Raw genomic sequence first — 26,203 nt, forward strand, 5'->3', positions numbered from 1 at the left:
TCCACTGAGATTCAGGTGCTTCGAAGGTCTGATTTCCCTTCAGGGCAAAAATTCGAATCCGGAATTCTCCCGGCACAGCCCCGTCACCTCGGAGAAAGGTGGAGAGCTCATACCGCCCGTCCTGGCTGATGATTCCCACAGCAGGACGGTTAGGATAACCTGGGGCCGGTTGTACCATTTCGAACGTGATGTCACCGTGATCGAGCGGTACGCCATTATATCGCACAATTCCCGTAACGGGGATTGTTGAGGGAGGTTCCTGGCGATTGCAACCGCTCAACAACAATGCGGCCAGCAGTAACGTCGCCCAAGCCGAACATCGCAACATAGGTCTGCCCTTGGACTCCTTAGGAACATCGCCTGTGGAGGTCGTAATCGACAACCCTGCACAAGGCGAGATCTGCCTGACAACTATTTTATCTTCTGCGATTCGAGGTCGACAATCTCAACAAGGATAATCCAGGGGGCCGTCTCGATATAGGCCTCTTCGATGCCATTCTTGTCAATATCATAGCGGCGCACTGGGTTCACAAACTGCCGCATCTCCCATTGCGAGACGCCCCACTGAATCCCGGTTTCGGTCGGGGTATAGAAATTCCAGTACTGCAGCAGTTCTCCATCGCCCCGATAGGCAGCGACGCCGATCGTCAATGCCTGAGCCGTATCGGGCTGCAGTTCGAGCCTGCCCTTCCTCGCGAGTTGCCCTGCTTTGGGGGTCGTGTAGGTGAAGATTTCCGGGACACCATCGCCATTTGCATCATGGGCGGCGCAATTGTACATATCGAGTCCGTTCCAGACTCTCAACGTCGGATCTTCGGGGGCGCCAATGGGAAATCTCAGGTATTCACCAGTCGTTAAATCAAGAAGTCGGAGAATGGACATATTAATTGTCGTGATCGCAAGCTGGCGACCTTTCAGATTCGGGCGAAACTTACCAGTGACGAAGTTCTGCACTTCACTCGCGGGAACGACAGGGACTTCCCGAATCACTTTTCCGGTATCGGCGTCAAGGACGAAGAATTGCCCCTTGGCTCCGTTCATCTGGACGACAACTTCCAAATTCCCGTCGTCGTTCACATCATCGATGCAGATCCAGTCGGAATGTTGCGGAGTGGGGCCGCGCCCTTCAAGACGCCACCGTTCCTCCCCGTCATGATTCAGACAGACCAACCCTCCATTCGAAGAATGAATGACTTCTTCGAGGCCGTCCCCATCCAAGTCGTGCAAGCGGATTTCATGTCCACCGCCAGAGTAGTTCTCACCAGCATGCTTATAATGCCAGACAATTTCACCCTGCGCGTCATAGCACATTACCTGAACGCCGCCTGTCGGATAATAGCTTCCCCCCTGCTTCCCATTCGGCGCATAGCCGTTAGCAATCACAACATTCCATTTGTTCTTGTCCGTACAGTGACCGATGCGATAGGGATTGTCGAGGCGAAACTTTTGCAGTCGTCCTTTCTGATGCCGGGGTTCGATAAAATCATCGTAGATGTTCCGTTGACTCAGAATCTTACCCGTGGCCGCATCGAGGAATGTGAGTGAATTTCCAACAGAAACGACTTCAAATGTGCCGTTGCCGTCGAGATCTTCACACTGCACCCCATTGTTGTCGTGCGTCGAGGCAGGAACCGGTGTTTGCCATCGCACAGTACCATCCGCGTCGCGACACCAGAACATGGAATGGCCCGGCGCGGCATCTCCACCCTCTCCGTAAAGTTCGTAGATGCCATCTCCATCTGCATCCGCCAGAACTGTTTTTCCTCGGATCGCCGGGGATTTCTTCCATGCCGCCTTCACGCCGGGAACCCGGAGCCAGTCTTGCGGAGTTTTGGCTTTATCAAGATTTACAAGCAGGGCTCGGTCTCGGATGACATACAGGCTGTCGCACAATTCTGAACGTGGAATAGCCATGATCGTTTCGGGCGTTGGCCCGGCATCCGCACGTTGCGGGGCAGTCGTTTCCGCAGCTTTTGCGGCGAGCGAGAACATCAACGAGAGAAGTCCAATGCCGGTAGCCCGGTAACAAGTCAACATGAATAATGCCTCGCTTTTCGAAGAGCAGCGCGGATAACCGATATCGATTCCGAGAGCCAGTGACGAGTTGCCGCAGTGATCGCGTGTACCGGCAAATCAACCTGCATTGACGCGGTCGCTGGAGACTGGCCGTCAATACGGCAGAATCTGATTCTGCCGCGTTCCTAGAACTCGCCGACGGTATTCCCGTCAGCTTTGTCACCAAGATTCGTCCAGGTCTTGTAGTCGACTGTTTCGCCCACAAAGCGAACGCTGCCGTCGGCCATCAGCATCTGCACGCCCCCCGCGTGATCGCTTTTGAAACCAGCCATGTAGTAGGTGCAGTTTGTCACCCCACAACGCGCGTTAGATGAACAGGCCTTTGTGCACTGGGTCATCACCTTGTGATAGTTAGGGGGAAGATTCGTAGAAACATTGACCATTGCGTGCGAAATGAAATACATCGACCAAGAGTTATAGACAGGCAGCTGCTCCCCGAGCAGGAAGGTATTGCTGAGACCGTCGGTGCAATCCCGAAATCCATAGACGACACACCCCATCGCAAACATTCCGGGACTGACCGGGTCGGCGCTCAGGCCGTAGATGGCACGGCAATCACCACCTCGCTTGCTGTAACAGGGGCTGGAGTAGCCGCAATAGCCATCCAGGTGACTGATATTTCCGCCGCAGGTGGCATAGGACTGCCCCAACGAGAACGATGGACTGGCGTCGGTGTCCGAGGGGAGGTAGCTAGCCTCCCGGCGATTGGGGAAAAGGCCGGCATCGGCGTCGGAGGGACAGACCAGCATGTTGCTCGTCCACCGATTCAGGGCTGCCGCATTCGTAGCATGGTTCGTCGGCTTGTTGAGGTCCAGCTGGTTGTAAAGCGCTCCCTGATCAATGAATGGGAGGAGCATTTCCAGCCAGACATGGCACCGCGCGTAAGCCTCCTTGGCACAATGAGCCCCCCCCATGAGGGTTCGGTGCGTTTCGTGATAATTGTGCAACCCTAATCCCAACTGCTTGAGATTGTTCTTGCACTGGGAGCGCCTGGCCGCTTCGCGTGCCTGTTGAACCGCCGGCAACAACAGGGAGACGAGGACGCCGATGATGGCGATCACCACCAGCAACTCAATGAGAGTGAATGCCCGACGAAGACGCGGAACCATGCCAAGCCTCCTGATTTGTGCGGCCAATGACGTTGATGGGCAGGCTAGAATACCCGGAAAACTGAGAGAAACAGCCTCCCACAAGTAGCTCAAAGCCCAACGCCGCAATCTTTCCAAATATTTTCACAATTTGATGCGATTGACAAAAGAATCTGCTATCGTCCAAATCAAAGACTGCCTCGGGCTGCACGACCGGTTAAAACGTGAAGGACACTTCTCCAAAAAATCGGTAAGTGTGGCGACAGATTTCCGTTCGACATGCGGAAGATGTTGGCCGGACTTCTGGTGTTCACTCTGTATGGTCTTCATGCAGTATGTGAAGAGCTGTCGGAATCAGTCACTGTCATCCTCATAGACCGTGAACATGAGAGATCTGGCCAAGACTGAGCCTCCTCGTGCGCATCTCCGGTGCGATTGTTCATTGAATGCTGATCAGGTCTTCGTTGAGCAATTCGCTGCCGCCAAGGGCCAATTGCGTGCCTACATCACCTCCCAGGCGACCGGCGCAGACGCGGTGGATGAGATCTATCAGCGAACATCCATAGCCTTGTGGCTGAAGCGGGAACTGTTTGACTTTCAGCGCCCTTTTATCGCCTGGGCGATGGGTTTCGCAAAGATCGAAGTGCAGAATTATTTGCTCGAGCAAAGACGGCAGATGGCAACACTGAGCGCGAGTGCCCTGCAAGCCATCGAAGAATCGTTTAATCGGAACCAGTCGGAAATCGAAGAGCGGATCGCGGCATTGGAACAGTGTGTCACCAAGCTCTCTCCCAGCCAACAGGAACTGCTTCGGAATTGTTATGCGAATAAAATCCAGCTGCAACAGATTGCCCACAGACAAGGGGTGACTCCAAATTCCTTGTACCTTCAACTGAAGCGAATTCGCCACCTGCTCTGGAAATGTGTCACGACCAAGATGGCTGCGGAATCATGACTGAACAGCACTTCTCCTCTCCCAACTCGCAGCTGACAGAACTAATTGATGCGGTTCTGGATGATCGTGCGACATTGGAAGACTGGGACAGGTTAAGTGAGATCATTGCACACAACCCGCAAGCCAGTGACTACTTTGCGATCCAGGCATCTCTGCATGTTCGGCTGCAAGAGTTGGCAGCCACCCTTCCTGCCGGTCGACAGGTCTCGCCGGCGGTTTTTCAGGATGCACTTCAGGAATCGTCCGCGCGCCGAACAGCCACGGGAAGGTCGCGTTGGCTGCGAGGGAGTTCTCTGGTCATAGTGATCATCCCCGTCATTTTTGCTTTGTCTGTCATTTGGCGGCCCCGAGGGACCCCTCCTGGTCAGGGGCATCTCGCCTCGACCGAACCGCAGATCGCAGAACTGCGTTTTCTCAATCCAGAGCGGGACCAACCACTCGAGACGCCGCCGCGTCCGCTGCGTCGAGGCGAGCATCTGTCGCTCAAGGAGGGCCTCGTGGAAGTTCGTTTTGCGAATCGCATCGTGATGCGGTTATCTGCTCCCTGCGAAGCGACACTGGAAGACGGGATGAATTGCATCCTGCATCGGGGGAAAGCGTTTGTCACCGTACCGAATGGGATTTCCGGCTTCCGTGTTCGGGTCGCTGAAACAGACATCACGGACTATGGCACGGAGTTCGGCGTCTCTATCAATGAGGATGCCGTGGCGGAAGTCGCGGTGGTGAAGGGGAAAGTGGGCGTACGGTCGGAGCAAACCCGAGGGGAAACCCAATTGGTGACCGGTCAGGGAGTGACGATTGAAGCAGGGGTGCTGAAGCGTCTCTATCTTGTCACGGATGACAGCTTCCCGTCCAGCCCCGTCCGCGTGCAGCGATCACGAACAATCGTCGACGTGCGTGACAACCTTCGCGATATCGATTCACTCAAGTATTATCGCGTTGTCCCGGGAGCCTTCCGGGAGGATGCAAGAATCTACGTCGACCGACTTCATGAATTCAATGGGATGACGGCAGCTGGTCTCCCAGGCTACTTGCGGGATGCCGACTATTTAATGACTTTCAACGGAGATCGCCAGGAAGACCTCCGGTTGCTCATCACCCTCAGCCAGGCTGCCGATTTGTACGTTCTTTTCGATCATCGGCTGGAAATCCCTGATTGGTTACAGGAATACCAGCGTCTGCCCGAATTTATCGGCGTTGACGAGCAGACCATCTCTCAGGGACCAGAACGTTTAGGAATCGGTGCGGGAGTTTCGGTTGATCGGAAGCTTTCCATCTGGAAGAAGCATGTCGATGCACCAGGAACGGTAGCACTGGGGCCAGTCGGCGCCATCACGGGCTACTCATTAATGTATTCCATTGTCGTCGTACCGCATGAGAAATGACGATTTCCAAGGGGTCCGTCCGCAAATCACTTTCGCAATCAATTGCTAGCACCGATTGGATCCTCTGCGGAACGGCACTGTAAAACAGCCGGCAGCCGCTTCAATGTGGCCGCGCGTTTTCAGCGCGGAGAACCTTCATGATCGCTGCGGGCCGTTCCTGCTTCGCGAGGCTTCAATGTGGCCGCGCGTTTTCAGCGCGGAGAACACGGTCAGGCCGACAAGTGGTCCGACGAGGCCCGTGAGCTTCAATGTGGCCGCGCGTTTTCAGCGCGGAGAACGCCGCAAAGGACGTGTTGGGCAGTGTGGTGGCTGGAGGCTTCAATGTGGCCGCGCGTTTTCAGCGCGGAGAACTTGAATCTCGAATTGGTGGTAGTGACCAGCCGCGTTGCTTCAATGTGGCCGCGCGTTTTCAGCGCGGAGAACGGAATCTGCGGTCCAAATCTCCTTGGGGCCACAACCTGGCTTCAATGTGGCCGCGCGTTTTCAGCGCGGAGAACCACCTGCTGAATTGCGCCGTCCGGCTGAATACGAAGGCTTCAATGGGGCCGCGCGTTTTCAGCGCGGAGAACACGCTCTCTCATGGGGTCAACCCCTCAGCGTTCACGATGGCTTCAATGGGGCCGCGCGTTTTCAGCGCGGAGAACGGTGCGTGCGTAGCTGTAAGCCATCGACCAGTTGAAGACGCTTCAATGGGGCCGCGCGTTTTCAGCGCGGAGAACGGCGTTGGATTGCACAATGTCTGCGACTCTGTCGCCTATGCTTCAATGGGGCCGCGCGTTTTCAGCGCGGAGAACGGCAGGATCTTTTTCCGAGGCGTTATCGCGTTCACCGAGCTTCAATGGGGCCGCGCGTTTTCAGCGCGGAGAACGCTCCATGGCCCAGACGGGAACGTTGAGTCGGTTCCGCTTCAATGGGGCCGCGCGTTTTCAGCGCGGAGAACCATAGAGGAGCTGACGCATTGAACATCCTTAAACTGAGCTTCAATGGGGCCGCGCGTTTTCAGCGCGGAGAACGTCGGAGCAGCGAGAGCAGCGGGAGCAGTCGGAGCAGCGCTTCAATGGGGCCGCGCGTTTTCAGCGCGGAGAACCGGTCTAAGGATTATCGTGAAAGAATAATATGTCACACGCTTCAATGGGGCCGCGCGTTTTCAGCGCGGAGAACGCTGTAACACGACTTACTTCGCCGGATTCAGTTTCGCTTCAATGGGGCCGCGCGTTTTCAGCGCGGAGAACGCCGCTTCATCGATCTGATCGAGCCACTCCTGAATGTCGCTTCAATGGGGCCGCGCGTTTTCAGCGCGGAGAACCGGCCACGGGGGATGAATGAATCACGCGCCGGTCCGGCTTCAATGGGGCCGCGCGTTTTCAGCGCGGAGAACGCCAAGCACAGATTGACGCTGCGACCACAACCACGGGCTTCAATGGGGCCGCGCGTTTTCAGCGCGGAGAACTGTGCAGTTGACCATTGACCTGATTGACGGCACAACGGCTTCAATGGGGCCGCGCGTTTTCAGCGCGGAGAACAGCGCCGGGTTGACTGCGCCGTCGTAGAGGTTGTACCAGCTTCAATGGGGCCGCGCGTTTTCAGCGCGGAGAACCTGCCGTAAAACTCCGGCGTCTCTCGGCATCAAATCGCTTCAATGGGGCCGCGCGTTTTCAGCGCGGAGAACACACCAACGTCTATTCCCGTCGTTGAAGACATCCACAAGCTTCAATGGGGCCGCGCGTTTTCAGCGCGGAGAACTTCCGCCAGCGAGTCCAACGCCTGCTGGTTAACGGCGCTTCAATGGGGCCGCGCGTTTTCAGCGCGGAGAACGGGCGATTAGAAACAAAGTCCACCATAAAACAACAAGCTTCAATGGGGCCGCGCGTTTTCAGCGCGGAGAACCGCATCCGTTGTTCGCACCGCGCGCCGAACCGTTGATTGCTTCAATGGGGCCGCGCGTTTTCAGCGCGGAGAACCATGGAAACGCGCTTCCTTAAGCACCTGGTGAGTGATGCTTCAATGGGGCCGCGCGTTTTCAGCGCGGAGAACGATCGAGCGAAACTCGTGATCAGGCTGGCGAACCAAGCTTCAATGGGGCCGCGCGTTTTCAGCGCGGAGAACAAGTAACTCAGGAACGCCAGGGTGACGCAACTCCCCGCTTCAATGGGGCCGCGCGTTTTCAGCGCGGAGAACTACATCGCGGAAGACTTTGAGAAGAAGTCAGAGGGGCTTCAATGGGGCCGCGCGTTTTCAGCGCGGAGAACGGCAGGAGACACTCCGCGATGAGCTCACGAACACGAGCTTCAATGGGGCCGCGCGTTTTCAGCGCGGAGAACGGCTATTGACGCTGCAGACCGCGATGCGATTTACGCGGCTTCAATGGGGCCGCGCGTTTTCAGCGCGGAGAACCCGCCGGGCGGCTCACACCGCTCCGCACATTTCTGGCTTCAATGGGGCCGCGCGTTTTCAGCGCGGAGAACAGTATCACCGCGACGCCATCGAACGCTTCGACGCGGCTTCAATGGGGCCGCGCGTTTTCAGCGCGGAGAACCCCTGTACGCCACGAAACAATCACTCGGAAACGCTCGGCTTCAATGGGGCCGCGCGTTTTCAGCGCGGAGAACGGAACCGAGCATCTGTTGCTGGCGCTGTTGAAGGCGCTTCAATGGGGCCGCGCGTTTTCAGCGCGGAGAACCCCGCACCAGACGTGGGCCCGCTGGCAGGAAGAGACCGCTTCAATGGGGCCGCGCGTTTTCAGCGCGGAGAACCCCGATTTGGCGATCGAGTTACTTGACGACGGCGAGCTTCAATGGGGCCGCGCGTTTTCAGCGCGGAGAACGCCCGGCCCAGCCCCGCCAATCCCTGCCCTGCCGTGCTTCAATGGGGCCGCGCGTTTTCAGCGCGGAGAACTGAACGCGCTGTTCGAATATCACCGCGACGCCCTTGCTTCAATGGGGCCGCGCGTTTTCAGCGCGGAGAACACTACGTCGTCGCCGAGCTGGGCTCGCCTCCCAACTTGCTTCAATGGGGCCGCGCGTTTTCAGCGCGGAGAACGTCTCGGTGATGATCCGGTATTCCGCCAGGCACTGGCAGCTTCAATGGGGCCGCGCGTTTTCAGCGCGGAGAACCACGAATCGGACGTGACAGGCACAGTGAGAGAGTTAAGCTTCAATGGGGCCGCGCGTTTTCAGCGCGGAGAACCTGAGCGCAACCGGTCAATCTGCTCCCTGTTGACATCGCTTCAATGGGGCCGCGCGTTTTCAGCGCGGAGAACTGGAAGCTGAAGAAAATGGCCGTCAGTTATGCCATCGGCTTCAATGGGGCCGCGCGTTTTCAGCGCGGAGAACATTTTTATTCCAAGCCCTCAATCCCCAACCATCATTTTGCTTCAATGGGGCCGCGCGTTTTCAGCGCGGAGAACTCTGAAACCACTCACGAGGGCATTGCTATGAGCTACGCTTCAATGGGGCCGCGCGTTTTCAGCGCGGAGAACTTGCCGGGCACGTATTCCACGACACGGAGTGCGTGCGGCTTCAATGGGGCCGCGCGTTTTCAGCGCGGAGAACCAGGCGTGCACTGCACATGCAAGCACTCGGGGGAATGCTTCAATGGGGCCGCGCGTTTTCAGCGCGGAGAACGTTGATGCGTGTTGGCGCGTAACGCTCGCGGACGAACTGCTTCAATGGGGCCGCGCGTTTTCAGCGCGGAGAACAAGCCGACACTTGTACTTGCGGAATCTTCACTCATGGCTTCAATGGGGCCGCGCGTTTTCAGCGCGGAGAACTCCGTGCGAGGACTTCATACGGGGAGCCGGCACCGTGAGCTTCAATGGGGCCGCGCGTTTTCAGCGCGGAGAACCAGTCGCCGAAGTTTGCCACGACGGCGCCGATTCCGTCGCTTCAATGGGGCCGCGCGTTTTCAGCGCGGAGAACTGCACCAGCTCGGGCATCGGCGGTTCGTAGATTTCGCTTCAATGGGGCCGCGCGTTTTCAGCGCGGAGAACCCGTCAAGCACTCCCTTGTGGTCGTCGGGGATGCCGCTTCAATGGGGCCGCGCGTTTTCAGCGCGGAGAACGTGCCGCCGTGCCGCCCCCGGATCTGGAGTTGGGCATTGCTTCAATGGGGCCGCGCGTTTTCAGCGCGGAGAACAAGCCTGTGAGTGCATCAAAACTCGCCCCCTCTGTCGCTTCAATGGGGCCGCGCGTTTTCAGCGCGGAGAACCCCCATCGCGGGTGACCTGGTGTGCGATCGCCAGCGCGCTTCAATGGGGCCGCGCGTTTTCAGCGCGGAGAACCGGTCGCGGAACGACTTCCAGGGAGCGCCGAGGAAGCTTCAATGGGGCCGCGCGTTTTCAGCGCGGAGAACGGGAGGTCGACATCGGGCACGCCGGCACTCTCCGCGCCGCTTCAATGGGGCCGCGCGTTTTCAGCGCGGAGAACAACAGGAGCGTAGACCGATGCCACGCACAGGACGCATGCTTCAATGGGGCCGCGCGTTTTCAGCGCGGAGAACCCTATCACCGCGACTCGTACAGTTACCTCCGACTCACGCTTCAATGGGGCCGCGCGTTTTCAGCGCGGAGAACATTGCGAGTGCCAACTCCCCGGTGTTCACAGCCTTGCTTCAATGGGGCCGCGCGTTTTCAGCGCGGAGAACGCCCCGCAGCCGCAGAGCAGCGGCCACGGGGGATGAAGGCTTCAATGGGGCCGCGCGTTTTCAGCGCGGAGAACCCGCCTTTGGCTTCTTTGGGCCCCCAAAGAATCGATCGCTTCAATGGGGCCGCGCGTTTTCAGCGCGGAGAACTTGACCTGCAAGCCCCGCCATCGGAGCGGCGACCGAAGCTTCAATGGGGCCGCGCGTTTTCAGCGCGGAGAACCCGCTGCTCCGACTGCTTTCGCTGCTACAACTGCTCCGCTTCAATGGGGCCGCGCGTTTTCAGCGCGGAGAACCTGATCATGCAGCCGTTGCAGTCGCTCCCAGACTTTGCTTCAATGGGGCCGCGCGTTTTCAGCGCGGAGAACCGCCCCCTTCCGGCATCGGAAGACGGGATAGCAAGCACGCTTCAATGGGGCCGCGCGTTTTCAGCGCGGAGAACTTCTTAGAGAAAATCTCTACGCAATACGCTAGATCAGCTTCAATGGGGCCGCGCGTTTTCAGCGCGGAGAACGCTTTCAAGGCACGTTTCCTTGCTGCCATTACCCCAGGCTTCAATGGGGCCGCGCGTTTTCAGCGCGGAGAACTTGCCCTCCATGCAAAGATGGTCTGGCAACAGGCTGGCTTCAATGGGGCCGCGCGTTTTCAGCGCGGAGAACCGTGGGACCGGCACAGGCTGGGACCAAGCGCACTACGGCTTCAATGGGGCCGCGCGTTTTCAGCGCGGAGAACCTTCATGTCAGCTAAGGCAGCTTCATTGCTGCCGAAGCTTCAATGGGGCCGCGCGTTTTCAGCGCGGAGAACGATCCTGTCGAGCGGCACGCGATTGTTGGCGAGAATGAGCTTCAATGGGGCCGCGCGTTTTCAGCGCGGAGAACGGGAATTTCGTGGCGACGATGGGTGGGCAGCGGAAGCTTCAATGGGGCCGCGCGTTTTCAGCGCGGAGAACAACAGCCTGACACTGGACTCCAAGCACGTGGATTCAGCTTCAATGGGGCCGCGCGTTTTCAGCGCGGAGAACCCCTTCGAGCTATCGCCGGACCTACTGGCACTGATTCCGCTTCAATGGGGCCGCGCGTTTTCAGCGCGGAGAACCACGGCACGACGGGGCTACCGATAAGCACTCATCACGCTTCAATGGGGCCGCGCGTTTTCAGCGCGGAAAACGAGAGAGCGCACGAGGAGCCAGCACAAAGGCTCTACTGCTTCAATGGGGCCGCGCGTTTTCAGCGCGGAGAACGTGGCGGCAACAGAGCGGCACGTCGGCTCATTCTATCGCTTCAATGGGGCCGCGCGTTTTCAGCGCGGAGAACCGCCAGTCTCATTGCGAGTCGGAGATCGGCGTCGGCTCGCTTCAATGGGGCCGCGCGTTTTCAGCGCGGAGAACCGCCAGTCTCATTGCGAGTCGGAGATCGGCGTCGGCTCGCTTCAATGGGGCCGCGCGTTTTCAGCGCGGAGAACCATACGTGGTACGGGACGGCTACCATCGTCGATGGCTTCAATGGGGCCGCGCGTTTTCAGCGCGGAGAACGCAAGTTGTCAAAGATAGATAAGTTTCTGTTGAGAGCTTCAATGGGGCCGCGCGTTTTCAGCGCGGAGAACAGGGCAACATGGCCGAAGAATGGGACGACTGGATCAAGCTTCAATGGGGCCGCGCGTTTTCAGCGCGGAGAACGAACCGCGAAGACCTGGTCCCGGCGGATGGCCATTGCTTCAATGGGGCCGCGCGTTTTCAGCGCGGAGAACACTAATGCCCCGCGCACCCAGAGAATGGACCAAACAAGCTTCAATGGGGCCGCGCGTTTTCAGCGCGGAGAACGACGAAAAGGAGCGGGACAAAGCGCGTCAGCTGGCGCTTCAATGGGGCCGCGCGTTTTCAGCGCGGAGAACACCGCTGAGTACAACGCCGCCGCACTGAAGATCCTGGCTTCAATGGGGCCGCGCGTTTTCAGCGCGGAGAACTCGAGAAGAGCGGTCCATACGTGCTGAGTGCGGCCTGCTTCAATGGGGCCGCGCGTTTTCAGCGCGGAGAACCCGCCCGGCGGCGAACGCACGAGCCAGCGCTCGCACGCTTCAATGGGGCCGCGCGTTTTCAGCGCGGAGAACAGTCCAGTCGGGCGCATTTGCGGCGTAACGAGTTACGTCGCTTCAATGGGGCCGCGCGTTTTCAGCGCGGAGAACACCTTTCTTCTGCGGTCGTGGCACGGCTGGCATTGCTTCAATGGGGCCGCGCGTTTTCAGCGCGGAGAACCAGCTCACCCCTCATCGAGGCATCTGGTTTGCCTGTGCTTCAATGGGGCCGCGCGTTTTCAGCGCGGAGAACGATCTGACCACAGCTACAGGCGTCGACATCATCCTGCTTCAATGGGGCCGCGCGTTTTCAGCGCGGAGAACAAAATCAACGCTTTGCGAAGCCGTTTCTGTAGCAAGCTTCAATGGGGCCGCGCGTTTTCAGCGCGGAGAACCCGGAAGCAAAACGGGCACCATTGCAATCCTCGCATAGCTTCAATGGGGCCGCGCGTTTTCAGCGCGGAGAACTCATTCACCGCCTCGCTGATCCCTTCCGGGTTCATCGCGCTTCAATGGGGCCGCGCGTTTTCAGCGCGGAGAACCCAACAACCACATCTTGATGATCCGCGTCACCGTCGCTTCAATGGGGCCGCGCGTTTTCAGCGCGGAGAACACAGGCTGGACCTACGGTGGTGAGTACTTCTGGTCCGCTTCAATGGGGCCGCGCGTTTTCAGCGCGGAGAACCCGAAAAGGGTACGTGGAGAAAGCTATCGAGTTGCGGCTTCAATGGGGCCGCGCGTTTTCAGCGCGGAGAACGCATTCTTGAGGTGATGTGATGTCCAAAATGTTTCAGGCTTCAATGGGGCCGCGCGTTTTCAGCGCGGAGAACCCCAGAAGGGGGCCGAGGCGGTCAAGAAGTCGCAGGCTTCAATGGGGCCGCGCGTTTTCAGCGCGGAGAACCAGCCCCGTTCTCGCAGCCTGCCGCACCGGTTGAACTGCTTCAATGGGGCCGCGCGTTTTCAGCGCGGAGAACATCCCCAGGCTTGAAGGCGGATGGCGTCTTATAGACTGCTTCAATGGGGCCGCGCGTTTTCAGCGCGGAGAACTTGTGAACTTCCCAGCGTATTCTCGCACCTGCCTGCGCTTCAATGGGGCCGCGCGTTTTCAGCGCGGAGAACACGATGAACGCACCGGCCGCGCTCTATTACCGCACGCTTCAATGGGGCCGCGCGTTTTCAGCGCGGAGAACGATCGATTCGCGTGCGATTGGTTCGCCAGCGACCAGCTTCAATGGGGCCGCGCGTTTTCAGCGCGGAGAACGAGTCACGGACTCAAAATCCGGTGAACGCCTCCGGTTCGCTTCAATGGGGCCGCGCGTTTTCAGCGCGGAGAACTTTCCTCGACTCTCCTTCGACGTAACTCGTTACGCCGCGCTTCAATGGGGCCGCGCGTTTTCAGCGCGGAGAACAAGCAGGCGGCCGCCCGACCAAAACCGACAAGTGCCTGCTTCAATGGGGCCGCGCGTTTTCAGCGCGGAGAACAGAAGGCAGGGAAACGGTCGAAGATTCCGGATTTTACCGCTTCAATGGGGCCGCGCGTTTTCAGCGCGGAGAACCTTCATGCCCCCGATGGCCTTCAAGAACTGTCTTTCTGCTTCAATGGGGCCGCGCGTTTTCAGCGCGGAGAACGAGCTGATGCCTCCTCGCGACACGTGGCATCTATACCGCGCTTCAATGGGGCCGCGCGTTTTCAGCGCGGAGAACCGTGCTCGCTGACAGTCAGTGCCACTACAGGACTCCGCTTCAATGGGGCCGCGCGTTTTCAGCGCGGAGAACGATGTAAGTGCTGTTCTGAATGCCATTAACATTATTGCTTCAATGGGGCCGCGCGTTTTCAGCGCGGAGAACGAGCAAGGCAATGCTTGTTGAAACCTACGAATGCAGCGCTTCAATGGGGCCGCGCGTTTTCAGCGCGGAGAACCTGCAGGTGATTGACGCGATGGACGCGGAACAACTCGCTTCAATGGGGCCGCGCGTTTTCAGCGCGGAGAACAGATTCTGGAGGACGTGGCAGACATCCTGCAGCGCTATGCTTCAATGGGGCCGCGCGTTTTCAGCGCGGAGAACCTGGCAGAGACGGAAGTGTCGTAGACGTTGGCCGTGCTTCAATGGGGCCGCGCGTTTTCAGCGCGGAGAACAGAACTCGCGACCCCATCAAGCGGTACACCGAGTGGTGCTTCAATGGGGCCGCGCGTTTTCAGCGCGGAGAACGGACACCTCCCCGTCTCCATCGCAGACGGGGCAGTAGCTTCAATGGGGCCGCGCGTTTTCAGCGCGGAGAACCCCGATGAGGATGGTCCGCTCGCCTGTGCTGGCTGCGGCTTCAATGGGGCCGCGCGTTTTCAGCGCGGAGAACGGGAAGTGCAAAGTAATTCCTGAGGGAAATGATCGGGCTTCAATGGGGCCGCGCGTTTTCAGCGCGGAGAACGTCACTCCCAGCTGAGGCACACGCTCTCGGCGATGGCGCTTCAATGGGGCCGCGCGTTTTCAGCGCGGAGAACCGTGATTTTCAATCAACGGTTCGGGCCGCGATGCGAAGCTTCAATGGGGCCGCGCGTTTTCAGCGCGGAGAACGTAACTGTGCGCGGCGTGTGTGGCTTCGGTGAACCGGGCTTCAATGGGGCCGCGCGTTTTCAGCGCGGAGAACCCACGATCATGGCCATCGGTCGCGCGCTGACCTGCGAAGCTTCAATGGGGCCGCGCGTTTTCAGCGCGGAGAACCAGTCGCGGCCTGCCGGTCTCCACTGCCAAGAAGGTGCTTCAATGGGGCCGCGCGTTTTCAGCGCGGAGAACCCTGCAGCGGGATGCTGAGCGGTATCGATGGCTAAGCTTCAATGGGGCCGCGCGTTTTCAGCGCGGAGAACGAGTGAATCTGCGGAGTGATGGTGTGGTTGAGTTTGCTTCAATGGGGCCGCGCGTTTTCAGCGCGGAGAACCTGGTGTGCAGCCGCCTGGGAGATCGGAACTGGTAGCGCTTCAATGGGGCCGCGCGTTTTCAGCGCGGAGAACCGCGGCACGGAAGGAGACGATATGAGCGAAGTAGCTGCTTCAATGGGGCCGCGCGTTTTCAGCGCGGAGAACCCGCCGCGTCCTGGAATCAAAGCGAGAACTCGGAGATGCTTCAATGGGGCCGCGCGTTTTCAGCGCGGAGAACAATCTACGAACCCCCGATGCCCGAGTTGGTGCAGATTGCTTCAATGGGGCCGCGCGTTTTCAGCGCGGAGAACCAGAGCAGCCTGCTCTTGGCCGCCGGCAGATCACGTGCGCTTCAATGGGGCCGCGCGTTTTCAGCGCGGAGAACAAGCGAGAAGTTGGCCTAGACATGCACGGCTATCCGGCTTCAATGGGGCCGCGCGTTTTCAGCGCGGAGAACTGGGGCATCACACCTCGTGCATTCTGGCAGTGTGTGCTTCAATGGGGCCGCGCGTTTTCAGCGCGGAGAACAAGGCCAAGAGGGAAGGAGTGGGGGCGTGAACAGAGCTTCAATGGGGCCGCGCGTTTTCAGCGCGGAGAACGAGTTGATTCTCGGAGGGACCGACCCGGAAGAGCGGCGGCTTCAATGGGGCCGCGCGTTTTCAGCGCGGAGAACGCTGCAGTGCGAGAGTCCACGGTAAACGAAGAAGTGCTTCAATGGGGCCGCGCGTTTTCAGCGCGGAGAACGCGCGATTCTGGGCGTCGTCAAAGAACTCTCCGCGGCTTCAATGGGGCCGCGCGTTTTCAGCGCGGAGAACTCCGCGTCGAATCGTTCAAGGGCGTCGCGGTGATATTCGCTTCAATGGGGCCGCGCGTTTTCAGCGCGGAGAACGCTCAGTGCGGTGCGACGGGCTGCCACATCGAGAATAGCTTCAATGGGGCCGCGCGTTTTCAGCGCGGAGAACCGGCGTCACGATCCCCGTGATAATTCAGCCACAGATGCTTCAATGGGGCCGCGCGTTTTCAGCGCGGAGAACGCCGTCGAAGTTCGGCCTGACGAGGTAGTCCGTCATGCTTCAATGGGGCCGCGCGTTTTCAGCGCGGAGAACGAGATAAAGTTCTTATAGTATTGCCTCACTCCCACGCAGCTTCAATGGGGCCGCGCGTTTTCAGCGCGGAGAACTGACGCCCCTTCGTGATTGCTCGCTGCAGGAGCACCTCGCTTCAATGGGGCCGCGCGTTTTCAGCGCGGAGAACCTCCGTGTTTGTCGCTACGGCGGCGCACGACCACAAGCTTCAATGGGGCCGCGCGTTTTCAGCGCGGAGAACCGCACTGAAACCGATCAGGCGCAGAAGGACATCAAGCTTCAATGGGGCCGCGCGTTTTCAGCGCGGAGAACGTCCTCCTCCTGGCGGGGTATGCGTTTTACGTTCGGCGGCTTCAATGGGGCCGCGCGTTTTCAGCGCGGAGAACGCTTCTGCACGCCACGCCAGTCGAGAGCCTTGGCCCCGCTTCAATGGGGCCGCGCGTTTTCAGCGCGGAGAACGTTGGGACTCAGGATTTCTCTACGTCTGCACAGCAACGCTTCAATGGGGCCGCGCGTTTTCAGCGCGGAGAACGCGATTCGTCGGAATCGAGTTGAAGCGTGAATACTACGCTTCAATGGGGCCGCGCGTTTTCAGCGCGGAGAACAGGTTCTGGCCGTTTGGGATAACCCGGTCTGTGCGGCTTCAATGGGGCCGCGCGTTTTCAGCGCGGAGAACCGCTCGTGTCTGGGGACATGAGCCGGTAAGGACTTACAAGGAGTCTTGCGAGGGCTGCGGTCAATCGAATACTGATCCTCTGTCGCATCGGCACCTTCCTTTCCTATCAATCTGTCACAGAACAACTTACAACGGCGAGCGGTAACGGTCTTTTTTGCGGCACCGGACCACTCGAGTTCGGAAAATTGTCAGATAATCGTAGCCGTGCGAGGACTGGGAGTCACGCAGGGATTGCCCCAGAATTCGATGCACTCATCCCCCCGACCTTCAATCGGCCCCAGGTCGACGATCATGACCCGGTCTTCTCGCAGATTCAAGATCGGCCACAGCAGATCTTTGAGTTGCTGCAGTTCCATGTCGTCCAACTCGCAGCGAAAGACGGAATACTGCAGCGGATCTCCATGACCGCACATCGCTTTGTAAAGCTTGCGATAACGCTTAGGGCAAGAGATGTCGTAAGCAATCAGATGGACGCTGCGCATGGTTAATCTCGCGTTGACTCGCAATGTCTGATGCGGAACTCATCTTGTGATAAAATGTGGATAGGTCGGCAATTCTCCCAAAAGATGCCGTGCCAGCAGACGGGCCTGAACTTCCAGAATTCGGCGGTAGCACACCTTGTAGCCAAAGAGTGGGTGAACGATTTCCGTTTCAAGACGGCGTTCGAATGCTGCGATGACGCTACGGCGACCGGCATCGGTCATGGCCACTGCGCCAGCGCGCTGGATAAATGAATCCGGTCCGACTTCACCGTTATTGAATGCGGTCAGGGTGACCGAGTCGGCAATGAGCGGCCGGAATTCTTCCGCCAGATCGAGTGCCAGAGAAGGCCGGCCATAACGAGGCCGATGGAACACTCCCAGCATCGGATCGAAACCGACCGCCTGTAAAACGACGGTCAACTCTTTCGTCAACAGGCTATAAACAAAAGACAGAACGGCGTTCACCGGATCGCGAGGAGGTCGGCGATTGCGGCCGTTCACATCAAAATCCGGGTGAGCGGGAAAGAGCTGAAACAGCCCTGCGAAGTATTCCTTCGCCGCCATCCCTTCGAGGCCCAGCAGCGTTTCCGCAGAACCCGCGATCAAGGCCCGGCGCGCATATTCCGCCAGTTGCTTGAGGACGGGGTGTCGCTGTTCGTCATTTAAATGGCGCCGCAGCAGCGTGCGACAGTTCTTGATCTTTCCCGCGATCAATTGCCGCGCCACGTTTAACGATTCCTGAGCATTCGCAGCCACGGCGAATTGCCTGATACGGAGTTCGATGTTCTTGTGAACCAGGCCGGTCGTCATGCTGTGGAACCAGCCGCCATAAGAAAAATGACAAATCGCCGCACTGCGTGACGTCAGTGCCTGTAGTGCCTGGGCCGTGAACATCACGTTTCCGAATACGCACACCTGCGAGATATCCAGCAGCCGCACGCTGGCAATTTCCTCTCCTTTCACCTTGATTGTGATACGCTCTCCGGATTTCCCCACGATTGCTCCCTGATTCTGCACATAAAGGGGCAGCGCCTGATGACGGGCTGGAAGCAGTTTTCTCAGTCCCTCCGGAGCGGAGCGTGTGACTTCTTCGGATGGTTCTCCCGAAATCCCGGAGAGTGAGTTATCCAGTTGCAGCAGCAGATTTGTTTCATCGGGCAGACAAATTCCGACCAGCGAACAACGCGGGCATTTGGGACTGTCGACAAGTGGCGGAGGGCGTTGTCCCGATGCAGCTATCGCTCGAAACTGCCGGGCGAGGTCGCGAGTTCTGGCAATTAGTGCGTCGTCGAAAGGAATTGTCACACGGCGACGGGAGGCGATGTAATAAATGACTCCTGCGGTGCATTCGAAGCCATTTTCGCGCAGAATCAATCCCTGCGCACAGAGCTGGACACGCTCGGGCTCATAGGCCCCTTCCGGAACGTCGGGAACCTGGCCACGTTTATAGTCCACTGGTGTTACGCGGTTGCCGTCAGTCCAAGCACCTCCACCATGTCTGGGTCGAGTCCGACGTTTATAGTCCACTGGTGTTACGCGGTTGCCGTCAATCTCCAGGAGATCCAGTTTGGCAAGCAACCCTTCCCGCTCGGCCGAGAGCATGACCGAGCGTGCATGAATTTTATCGCTTTCCGGCTCGACGATCGGTTCGGCATCCCCGTCAGGCTGCTGCCGACGCCCCCGCGACTTGCCGGCAGGAATACTCTTCCTGTCGGGCTTATCGACGTTTCGATGCCCGAACGTTCCCTGGAGTGTCTCCAGATTTTCAGACCATTCACCCTGTACGAATTCCAGATAGCCTAAGCGCGGACAGTATGTGAACTCATTCAGCATTCGCACGGGAATCAGAGCATCCTGATTCAATGCGCATGAGTCAGGCATTGGTGGATCAGACACCGTGAAAGCTACGATGCCGTCACTGGACATTTCCGTCTCATGCAAGTAATTGGTCGGCATCGAAGAATCGACATTGGGCAGGGAATCGGCAGAGAGCTGATCGAGAGCGGGCGCGACGCGAGGAAGCACATCTGCGCGGGGATCGGGTCCGGAAATCATCGGGGAGTCCTTCCACGACCACGAGGCGTCAGCCGCGGGCCATGCTGCGTTGCGGATTCGCGTCGGCCCCTCTGCCAGAAGTTGTTCGCAGTGGAAGCGATCGCTGATCAGCAACACCAAACCGCGGGACCCCGGAATCATCCGGCGGTTGTGCTCCGCGATCGACGAAGGAGACCCTCCGTGCCTTGGCAACGAGCGATCCGAGTCCGCTCGCACACAGCGTCGACGAGAAAAAAGCAATCAGTTCTTTCACCATCGACGCTGTGAGCGTAACGACACGCTTAACCGGAGGCAAACAAAACTTCAGGTGAATTGGAAAAGAGCGAAGATGCGCATCCTTAAGATGGCTTCTCAACGGTCGACATCGCCATTAACCCTAATCCGCAATGCCGCCCCGCGCCAATCATCAACGGGCCGGGAACCTGGAGATCATTGTGGAAGCGCAGCTGCAGGTGGACGGACGACAACCCGAGCAGATGATCCGGCCGAAAATATCCTTTGGGTCGTTGTCCCTTGTTCGCTTGATAAGCAGGCAGCGACTTGGAGAAATAAGAGAATGGGCTCCATTCGAACTCGCAGGGCTGCTCGATGCCTGATTGCGTGAGAGCCTTCTCAATCAGTTTGCGGGTCTTGGCGGGCTTCCCGTCCGCATGTCCCGGGAGAATCACCGGCGTGACGCTGGCCCAGGTGTTGGACGGCCTTACATAATAGTTGGCGACATCATCTTCCTGGACCCGGATCAGGAACGCATCTGCAGCCAAGACGTGCTGCTGTTCGGGTCGAAGCCGCTGTCCGTCAAGAATCTTCGCCAGATGGTCGAGAACTTCATCATCGCCGATCGGAGCCGAAATCATGATTCTGCGAACAAAGTGATCAGCGTGGGCATGTCCGATGGACGGCAGCGGCAGGTAGGAAAGCTGCCTGTGCTCACTCTTTCCGGGGAGAGCGTGCCCCATCACAAATGTTTCCACCCAGTTCTCTGCCACTCCACGGGGTGGCAAGGTCAGCATCGCGTTTTTCGCGAGATGCCGCGTCATCCCGGCAATGTGGATCAGCCTGGCCGGAGCATGCCGGAAGAACGAACCGTCCTCTTGGCGCAGCTGGAAGACAACGGCCGGACGAGCCAGGGAATCACTGGCTCGCCGATAGGCAACAGTCCGAAACGCGGTGAGCGGTGGAACAGGATGAAATCGCTCTCGTCCCGATGGATCCCGCTCGATTCTTCGCAGCCGGGCCTGATGTCGACGGATCAACGCGTCCAACGTTCCCCGGACCGGGACTCGCGATTGCACTCCCGACAAATTCGCCGCTGGAAGCCATCGTTCCCCCGGCAGCTGCGCCGCATCCCCGGTCGGCATCACCGATCCGTTTGCGGCCAGCATATCGACTCCCCATCCCAGATGGGTCATCGAGCGGGCAGCGGCGGAAAGGATCTCCAGCAGATCGCCAACCTCTGCAGGCAGAGGATCCGGCAGATCCCAGAGATAATGGACCGCATCCCCTGTTTGCAGCCGCGTGGGAGTGACATCCTTTTCTACTCGATGGCCGGCCATACTGGCATCAGAATTTCCTCGCGCCCAATCGGCCAGCATCAGGTCGCCGGCGTTATGCGGAACATACATTCTGAAAAGAGATCGCCTCTGTTGAATGTTCGCCGCCACAATCGTTGGCACTTGTGTCTCCAACCACTCCAGCGCCGATCGGGCGAGTGAGATTTGATCGTCCCGCCACCTCGCTGCTGCTGCGGCGACAAGCGCCTGAAACAGCCGCAACGGAGAAGGAGGCCATTCAGGAATGTCCCCGTCTCCACGGCCGTGAAAACTCGGCTGAGGATCCAGAAAACGAACGGTCAGGCAAAAGGAAGACGGCATTATTTCGTCTCCGCTGTTGTGGCTTCTGCCTTCTTCTTGGCCGCTGCCTTGCGGGTGACCTTTGTGTTTCCTTCTCCAGCGATATCCCGCTTGGCCAGTTCTTTGTCAAAGGCGACGGTTCGATCATCACCGACTCCGAAGGCTTTGGCGGCAGCCTGCGCGAACTTTAAGGCTTCGGCATGATTCAGCTTCAGTGCCTGGCGTGTTCCGTCTGACCCGACCTCCAAAAATTCGCGAGGGTTGTCGATGTCGGGAACGAGGTTGCATCCCTGCCGGAGGTACGTTGCTCCTGGTGCAGTGAACGCAACCAGAGCGAGCCCCAGAATGTAGCGTCGCAGGCTGAGAGTCTGCTGCCTGTCCTCTCCCGCTGCCAGCAGCCGCAATGCCGCGAGGCTGAGCACGGCATCCCTGCGGATGCCCGAGCTGGCAATCACCCCACCCGGAGTTCCTGTCGCAGGAACATGAATGAAACCCCGCTCCGCATGGGCTTTGCCGGTAGCTGTATCGGTCGCCTCATCCAGCAGACCTTCACTGAAATAGTTGGTCGCGGGATTGAACTGAGCGGAACGGCTCAGTTTCTTCACGTCGAACGCCCGGACTGTCGAGGAGATCAGACGGGGCAGCTTCGCCTGAGTGTCCCGCGAATCCCACACGCCGAAGATGAGCGACGTCGGAGCCAGCTTGGCCATCGGCAGTGCGTTGCCCCTGAGAATCTGCTTGAAGGCGTCTTGAATTTGCTGCTGCAACGCTGTGCAGCGGACAATTGCATCCCCCGCCCGGTGCCCCGCTTCCAGCAGGCTGACCGATTTTTCACCAGCTTGAATGACGATCTGTGGGATCAATCCGGAATACTCGGGCTTTGCAAATAAAGGTTCGATCCGGTTCGCCTGCGAGCCGACGCTATCGACAAGGCAGACATTCTTCTCCCCTTCAGGCGGATCGATGTTATAGCCTCCGGGAAAGACTTTCTTATCTTCTGCAGCCGCATAGGTGGCCGGAAAAATCACACCGCCCTCACCTTCGACCGGCACCAAAGGCTCGCGGATGACCAAAGCGGCGACCTGATCGCTATTCAGCCATGAATCGAATTTCTCTAATTCACTCATTGATCTCTCCGGTGAAAGGGACCGCAGGCAGGAAACTTTTCAAATACTTCGTGCGATACAACAATCGGAATTCAAATGTTTCGCCGGCGACGGGCAGTTCCCCGCAGGCAGCCACGGAGGCGATTTGCGGCGTGAAAGGGACATTCCAGCAGCGATAGCGAAAGCGGTTTTCCTTTTTGAACTGACGGGGACGAAAACGCTGCAAGCCGACGAACGCAAAGAATTCCAGGCCCGGCCGAGCCGAGGGTTCGATCCGCGTCAGAGCACTCGCCGCCAGTGGATCAAAGCTGAATCCCACATCCAGTCCAGAGCCTTGCCCGCCTAAATCAGAATCAAAATTAAAGGGGAGGCCGCAATCGGTGCTGGAAGTGAAGAACCAGTCCCCCGGCGGCCGTGCGAGCCAGTCTGGTGTTGCCAGCGCCTGCTTCATGGAGGTTGCGATATCGAGCACGGATTGCTGTCCGGCCCAGGTCTTGTAGCGGCTGCCTCCTGACCGACTGTCTCGGAACCAGTCGATCTGGATATTGAAGGGCTGCAGGAGCAGAATCGGCTCTTCGCGACGTTTCTTTTCAAGAAGTGCTTTCTCGTCATCGAGGCCCGGAGTCTGGCTCCTCACTTTGCCAGACAGTGCCGACAGTTCTTCGAGACGAATGATGTCTTCCGGTGACATGGAGTTGGTCAGGCGACAACCGGCCAGCTCGCGCAGCAGTCCCTCGCCAGAAACATTCTCGCAAGGCTGGACCGGTCGCAAATGAAACGTGTGGTTCTCAAACCATCCTTCCGCTCCTTTCCAAATCCGATCGGCCAGCTCGAGTAGCCCACAGCAGGCGAAAAACTGCCCGGGGTTTGCCAGGTCGACGTCCATCCGCAATGAAGTGGCAGGCGTTTGAATCATGCGAGTTCAGCCTCCACCGCCTCAGCAAAGGTGGGAAATGCACTGGCGACATAGTCTGCTGCGCGAAGCAGCGACTCGAGGTAAGCCAGGCCCCAGCGGCCGTACTTCTTTTGCAACCGCACGAACCTCAACGAAACGTCCAGTGTGATTCGGTCAATCAATTCCCGGCTTGCTGTCCGATCCAAGGCTTCCTCCAGAGTGAAATGAGGCCGCCCCCGTCCGTGATGCGCGGCGATGAGGTGTAATGCCAGGTCCTGCATTTCAACATCGAGCTTGGTGAAGGCGATGGCACCCGGATGCTCGCGCACGACGTCCACCAGCGAGCCAAACTCGTGGCGGAACTTCTCTTGAATGGGGCCGCTTCGATCTTTTGACTTCGCCAAGGCTCGCCCCTGATTAAAGTTTCCCAGAACGTTCTGGAACGATTCGCGGTCTTTTCCCAGATCATGCGCGGCGGCAGCGGCGATCACGGCCGCTTTGATCTGAGGAGAGAGCGGGAGAGGGGCCACGATCCGTTCGACCTGCTCGACGACGTCACCGAGATGGTCCGTTAGCCAGACAGGTTTTCGAGCCGTCCTGGACCCTTCCGTGTCCCCTTCTGTTGGAAGCTCAAACCAGTGCCAGAGTGTTTTTGATGCTTCACTTCCCTCGTCGGACTCATTGTTCTCTTCGTCGGCAGAATGAAGTTGAATCGGTTTGCGAATCCGCCGCATCTTTTTGCTGAATGCAACCTTCTGCTTGCTGTCGTCGTCAGCCTGCTCCCAGAATCGCCACCGACGACGAATCTCGTTATCGGGGTTGCTAAACCATTCATCTGCGACGTCATCCGCCATCGAAGACTTCCCGTTCAGGAATCCTCCTTCCAGCCCGCCGGCGGTTGGACAAAGCAGCACGATTTTGGATTCAAGGTGCTCTTTACGGTTGTATTGAGTGAGTTCTGCCAGTGCCGGAATCACCTCGACGCTTCCCTGGTCATCAACGAGCCAGACCGGGGTATCCGGCTTTCGCTCGGCAATCAAAACCAGGTTCTTGAAGACACGGTCGCTCCGCTCTTGCAGGAGTTCGTGAGGTTTGAGCGGAAAATCTTCGAGCAGCTCAGCAGGGGGATATTTCTCTCGGAGTTCCCCCGTGACGATTCCCACTTCCTCCCGCCAGGCGACTTGTGTGACCGGAGGCTCCCAGTCTTTCTCTCCGTGCAGATACGGCTCCACATCAGGACGGCCCGGCAGCTTTCCACGAATGGTCGTCATCGACCAGGAGTCGAAGAGAATCTCTGTGGCTGTCAACATTTTCGGCAGCGGCGCGAAAGCGGCGGCGCGTTCCTGCGCAGAGAGATGACTTAGAGCCTGTGGGCTGGCGTCCCCGTCCAGTTTCAACAGTAACTCGAGCGTTCGTTTCCGGCGTTCATCCAACGGCTCGATCTTGTCTCCTTTGCCGAAAGATTTCGGAGCAACAACATCGATCCGCGTGTCGGTAAAATTTCCAAAGCGGTTCACTCGGCCGAATCTTTGGGCCATGCTTTCGTAAGTCGTCAAATCACAAACCAGATGGTCCGCGGACAGGTTGATCCCCACTTCCCCGGCGCTGGTGCAAACGAGATAGACCGTCCCCTCCCGCCTCTGGCACTTGGAATCGGGGAGAAACCTGGCGAAGACTTCATCTTTGGTCGCCAGTTCATCCCGCTCCTTCCCGCGCATTGTGCCCGTGAGCGTTGTGACAGACTGTTCTTCCGCTTTGGGATAAGCTTTGCGCAGTCTTTCGGCGATCTTGTCCACCGCTTCCACATAGCGAGCAAACACCAGAATCGCCTGACCACTTTCGCGGTGCTCGAGTGCACATTCAATCAGGCGGTCAGCGAGTCTTTTTTCCTCGTCAAGTAGATGAATTTTCAATTGCTTTGCAGCACGTAATCTCTTCTGAATCTCGGGGTGTCGATAATCGTCCGCTTCCAGCTTGAATCCTTCGTCTCCGGACCGGGTGGTCGCGGTCAGCTCGATGATCTTCAACCGTCTTTGCTCATCGAAATCGGGAAAGCGTCCTGTCGCCTGTTCCTTCTCAATTGTTTCCAGCAGCGTCTGAAACGCTGGTTCCAAATGGGCCTCGTCATGAATCAGCAGGACATCATGGCCCAGAAAGCCGGCATGCAGTGGTTTCAACTTGAACCCGACGCCATAGCCGCTGAAGAGCAGTCGACTGCCGATCATGTCGACCGTGCCGCAGATAATCGCGGGACGAGCCGGATTGGCTGACCACTTTCGATTGTCGGCAAACTGCCCCCGCAACGTGCTGAGCGCCAGCGGAAGCTCGTCCCTATCGGCCGGCGAATAAAGCTGGGTGAGACTCTTGCGAAACTCAATCAGCGCCGGGTTATCCAGAGCTTTGCAGATTTTTTCCGCTTCGTCCGTGGTTTGATCGACCACGGTACGGCGATTGACCACATACACCAGCCGCCGGGGAACATTGTCCGGCCGGTGAGCCAGGGCAATCAGCCAGATCGAAAGCAGCGACGTCTTCCCCATCCCCGTCGGCAAACTGCAACGGTGACAGGCATGAAAGCGACCTTCCACAAATTCGTGATACAGTCGCTTCTGCCAGGGAAATGGATCGTAGCCGGTCAGAGCGCGAAATAGGGGGCGAAACTCAATCATGATTCCTGGCTCCGGCATTATGAATTCCGCCCTGGCGACTTGAGTTCTTTTCGCTTCCGCAACGATATTAATTCCCAGAGAATGGCTTCTTCCTGTTCAATCTGTGTCGCCTGCCGAGCCGAAGCTAGAAATTCATTTCGCCACTCCGGCTTACAAAGCATGCGATCAATGGAGCAACCATGCTCGCGTTGAAACATCAACCACGTATCTCTCAATGCGTTGATATTCATTTCGGCCCTTCTTTGATTCCAGCCCATTT

Annotated in this window: 10 protein-coding genes and 1 CRISPR repeat array; of the genes, 2 read left to right on the forward strand and 8 right to left on the reverse strand. The window is 58.3% G+C overall.

What is annotated here, in order from left to right:
- Positions 1–411: 411 nt before the first annotated feature.
- Together SH664x_RS16950 and SH664x_RS16955 are read right to left on the reverse strand one after the other, a co-directional pair.
- Positions 412–1,914 (reverse strand): FG-GAP repeat domain-containing protein, encoded by a 1,503-nt coding sequence (locus tag SH664x_RS16950; protein WP_437202897.1) that lies wholly within the window; start codon positions 1,912–1,914, stop codon positions 412–414.
- A 287-nt stretch (positions 1,915–2,201) separates the two neighbouring features.
- Positions 2,202–3,185, reverse strand: coding sequence for a DUF1559 family PulG-like putative transporter (locus SH664x_RS16955; protein WP_437202899.1), 984 nt, complete (start codon positions 3,183–3,185; stop codon positions 2,202–2,204).
- 421 nt (positions 3,186–3,606) lie between these two features.
- Between SH664x_RS16955 and SH664x_RS16960 the strand changes: the two genes are divergently transcribed.
- Both SH664x_RS16960 and SH664x_RS16965 read left to right on the forward strand, forming a co-directional pair.
- Entirely contained in the window at positions 3,607–4,119 is a 513-nt protein-coding gene (locus tag SH664x_RS16960) for a sigma-70 family RNA polymerase sigma factor (RefSeq protein WP_437202901.1), read from the forward strand.
- Positions 4,116–5,504: a FecR domain-containing protein gene (locus SH664x_RS16965; RefSeq protein WP_437202903.1), complete on the forward strand. Its 1,389-nt coding sequence runs from the start codon at positions 4,116–4,118 to the stop codon at positions 5,502–5,504. The genes SH664x_RS16960 and SH664x_RS16965 overlap by 4 nt, the downstream gene beginning before the upstream one ends.
- A gap of 97 nt (positions 5,505–5,601) precedes the next feature.
- Positions 5,602–16,887: direct repeats of the CRISPR family, unit length 36 nt; unit sequence GCTTCAATGGGGCCGCGCGTTTTCAGCGCGGAGAAC.
- Between the two features lie 188 nt (positions 16,888–17,075).
- On the opposite strand, the gene cas2 is transcribed toward SH664x_RS16965, so the two are convergent.
- The 6 genes from cas2 to cas3g form a co-directional block, all read right to left on the reverse strand.
- On the reverse strand, positions 17,076–17,369 hold the full coding sequence (gene cas2, locus SH664x_RS16970; protein ID WP_437202905.1) for a CRISPR-associated endonuclease Cas2: 294 nt from the start codon (positions 17,367–17,369) through the stop codon (positions 17,076–17,078).
- 39 nt (positions 17,370–17,408) lie between these two features.
- On the reverse strand, positions 17,409–19,424 hold the full coding sequence (gene cas4g/cas1g / locus SH664x_RS16975; RefSeq protein WP_437202907.1) for a CRISPR-associated endonuclease Cas4g/Cas1g: 2,016 nt from the start codon (positions 19,422–19,424) through the stop codon (positions 17,409–17,411).
- Positions 19,425–19,762: 338 nt separating this feature from the next.
- Positions 19,763–21,295, reverse strand: a complete 1,533-nt coding sequence (gene csb2 / locus SH664x_RS16980; RefSeq protein WP_437202909.1) for a type I-G CRISPR-associated protein Csb2 — start codon at positions 21,293–21,295, stop codon at positions 19,763–19,765.
- Positions 21,295–22,401, reverse strand: a complete 1,107-nt coding sequence (cas7g, locus tag SH664x_RS16985) for a type I-G CRISPR-associated RAMP protein Csb1/Cas7g (RefSeq protein ID WP_437202911.1) — start codon at positions 22,399–22,401, stop codon at positions 21,295–21,297. Before cas7g ends, csb2 begins: the two co-directional genes overlap by 1 nt.
- Positions 22,394–23,296: a type I-G CRISPR-associated protein Cas8g2 gene (cas8g2, locus tag SH664x_RS16990; RefSeq protein ID WP_437202913.1), complete on the reverse strand. Its 903-nt coding sequence runs from the start codon at positions 23,294–23,296 to the stop codon at positions 22,394–22,396. Before cas8g2 ends, cas7g begins: the two co-directional genes overlap by 8 nt.
- Complete coding sequence (gene cas3g, locus SH664x_RS16995) at positions 23,293–25,944, reverse strand: type I-G CRISPR-associated helicase/endonuclease Cas3g (protein ID WP_437202915.1); 2,652 nt, start codon at positions 25,942–25,944, stop codon at positions 23,293–23,295. The genes cas8g2 and cas3g overlap by 4 nt, the downstream gene beginning before the upstream one ends.
- Positions 25,945–26,203: the final 259 nt, after the last annotated feature.

This window comes from Planctomicrobium aquicomposti, assembly GCF_051466325.1.
Lineage (GTDB): Bacteria > Planctomycetota > Planctomycetia > Planctomycetales > Planctomycetaceae > Planctomicrobium.

What these genes read in the sequence shown, in the direction of transcription:
- csb2 (WP_437202909.1), bottom strand. Translation starts at nt 21,295, where the DNA reads ATGCCGTCTTCCTTTTGCCTGACCGTTCGTTTTCTGGATCCTCAGCCG.
- cas2 (WP_437202905.1), bottom strand. Translation starts at nt 17,369, where the DNA reads ATGCGCAGCGTCCATCTGATTGCTTACGACATCTCTTGCCCTAAGCGT.
- SH664x_RS16965 (WP_437202903.1), top strand. Translation starts at nt 4,116, where the DNA reads ATGACTGAACAGCACTTCTCCTCTCCCAACTCGCAGCTGACAGAACTA.
- SH664x_RS16955 (WP_437202899.1), bottom strand. Translation starts at nt 3,185, where the DNA reads ATGGTTCCGCGTCTTCGTCGGGCATTCACTCTCATTGAGTTGCTGGTG.
- cas7g (WP_437202911.1), bottom strand. Translation starts at nt 22,401, where the DNA reads ATGAGTGAATTAGAGAAATTCGATTCATGGCTGAATAGCGATCAGGTC.
- cas4g/cas1g (WP_437202907.1), bottom strand. Translation starts at nt 19,424, where the DNA reads ATGATTTCCGGACCCGATCCCCGCGCAGATGTGCTTCCTCGCGTCGCG.
- cas8g2 (WP_437202913.1), bottom strand. Translation starts at nt 23,296, where the DNA reads ATGATTCAAACGCCTGCCACTTCATTGCGGATGGACGTCGACCTGGCA.
- cas3g (WP_437202915.1), bottom strand. Translation starts at nt 25,944, where the DNA reads ATGATTGAGTTTCGCCCCCTATTTCGCGCTCTGACCGGCTACGATCCA.
- SH664x_RS16950 (WP_437202897.1), bottom strand. Translation starts at nt 1,914, where the DNA reads ATGGCTATTCCACGTTCAGAATTGTGCGACAGCCTGTATGTCATCCGA.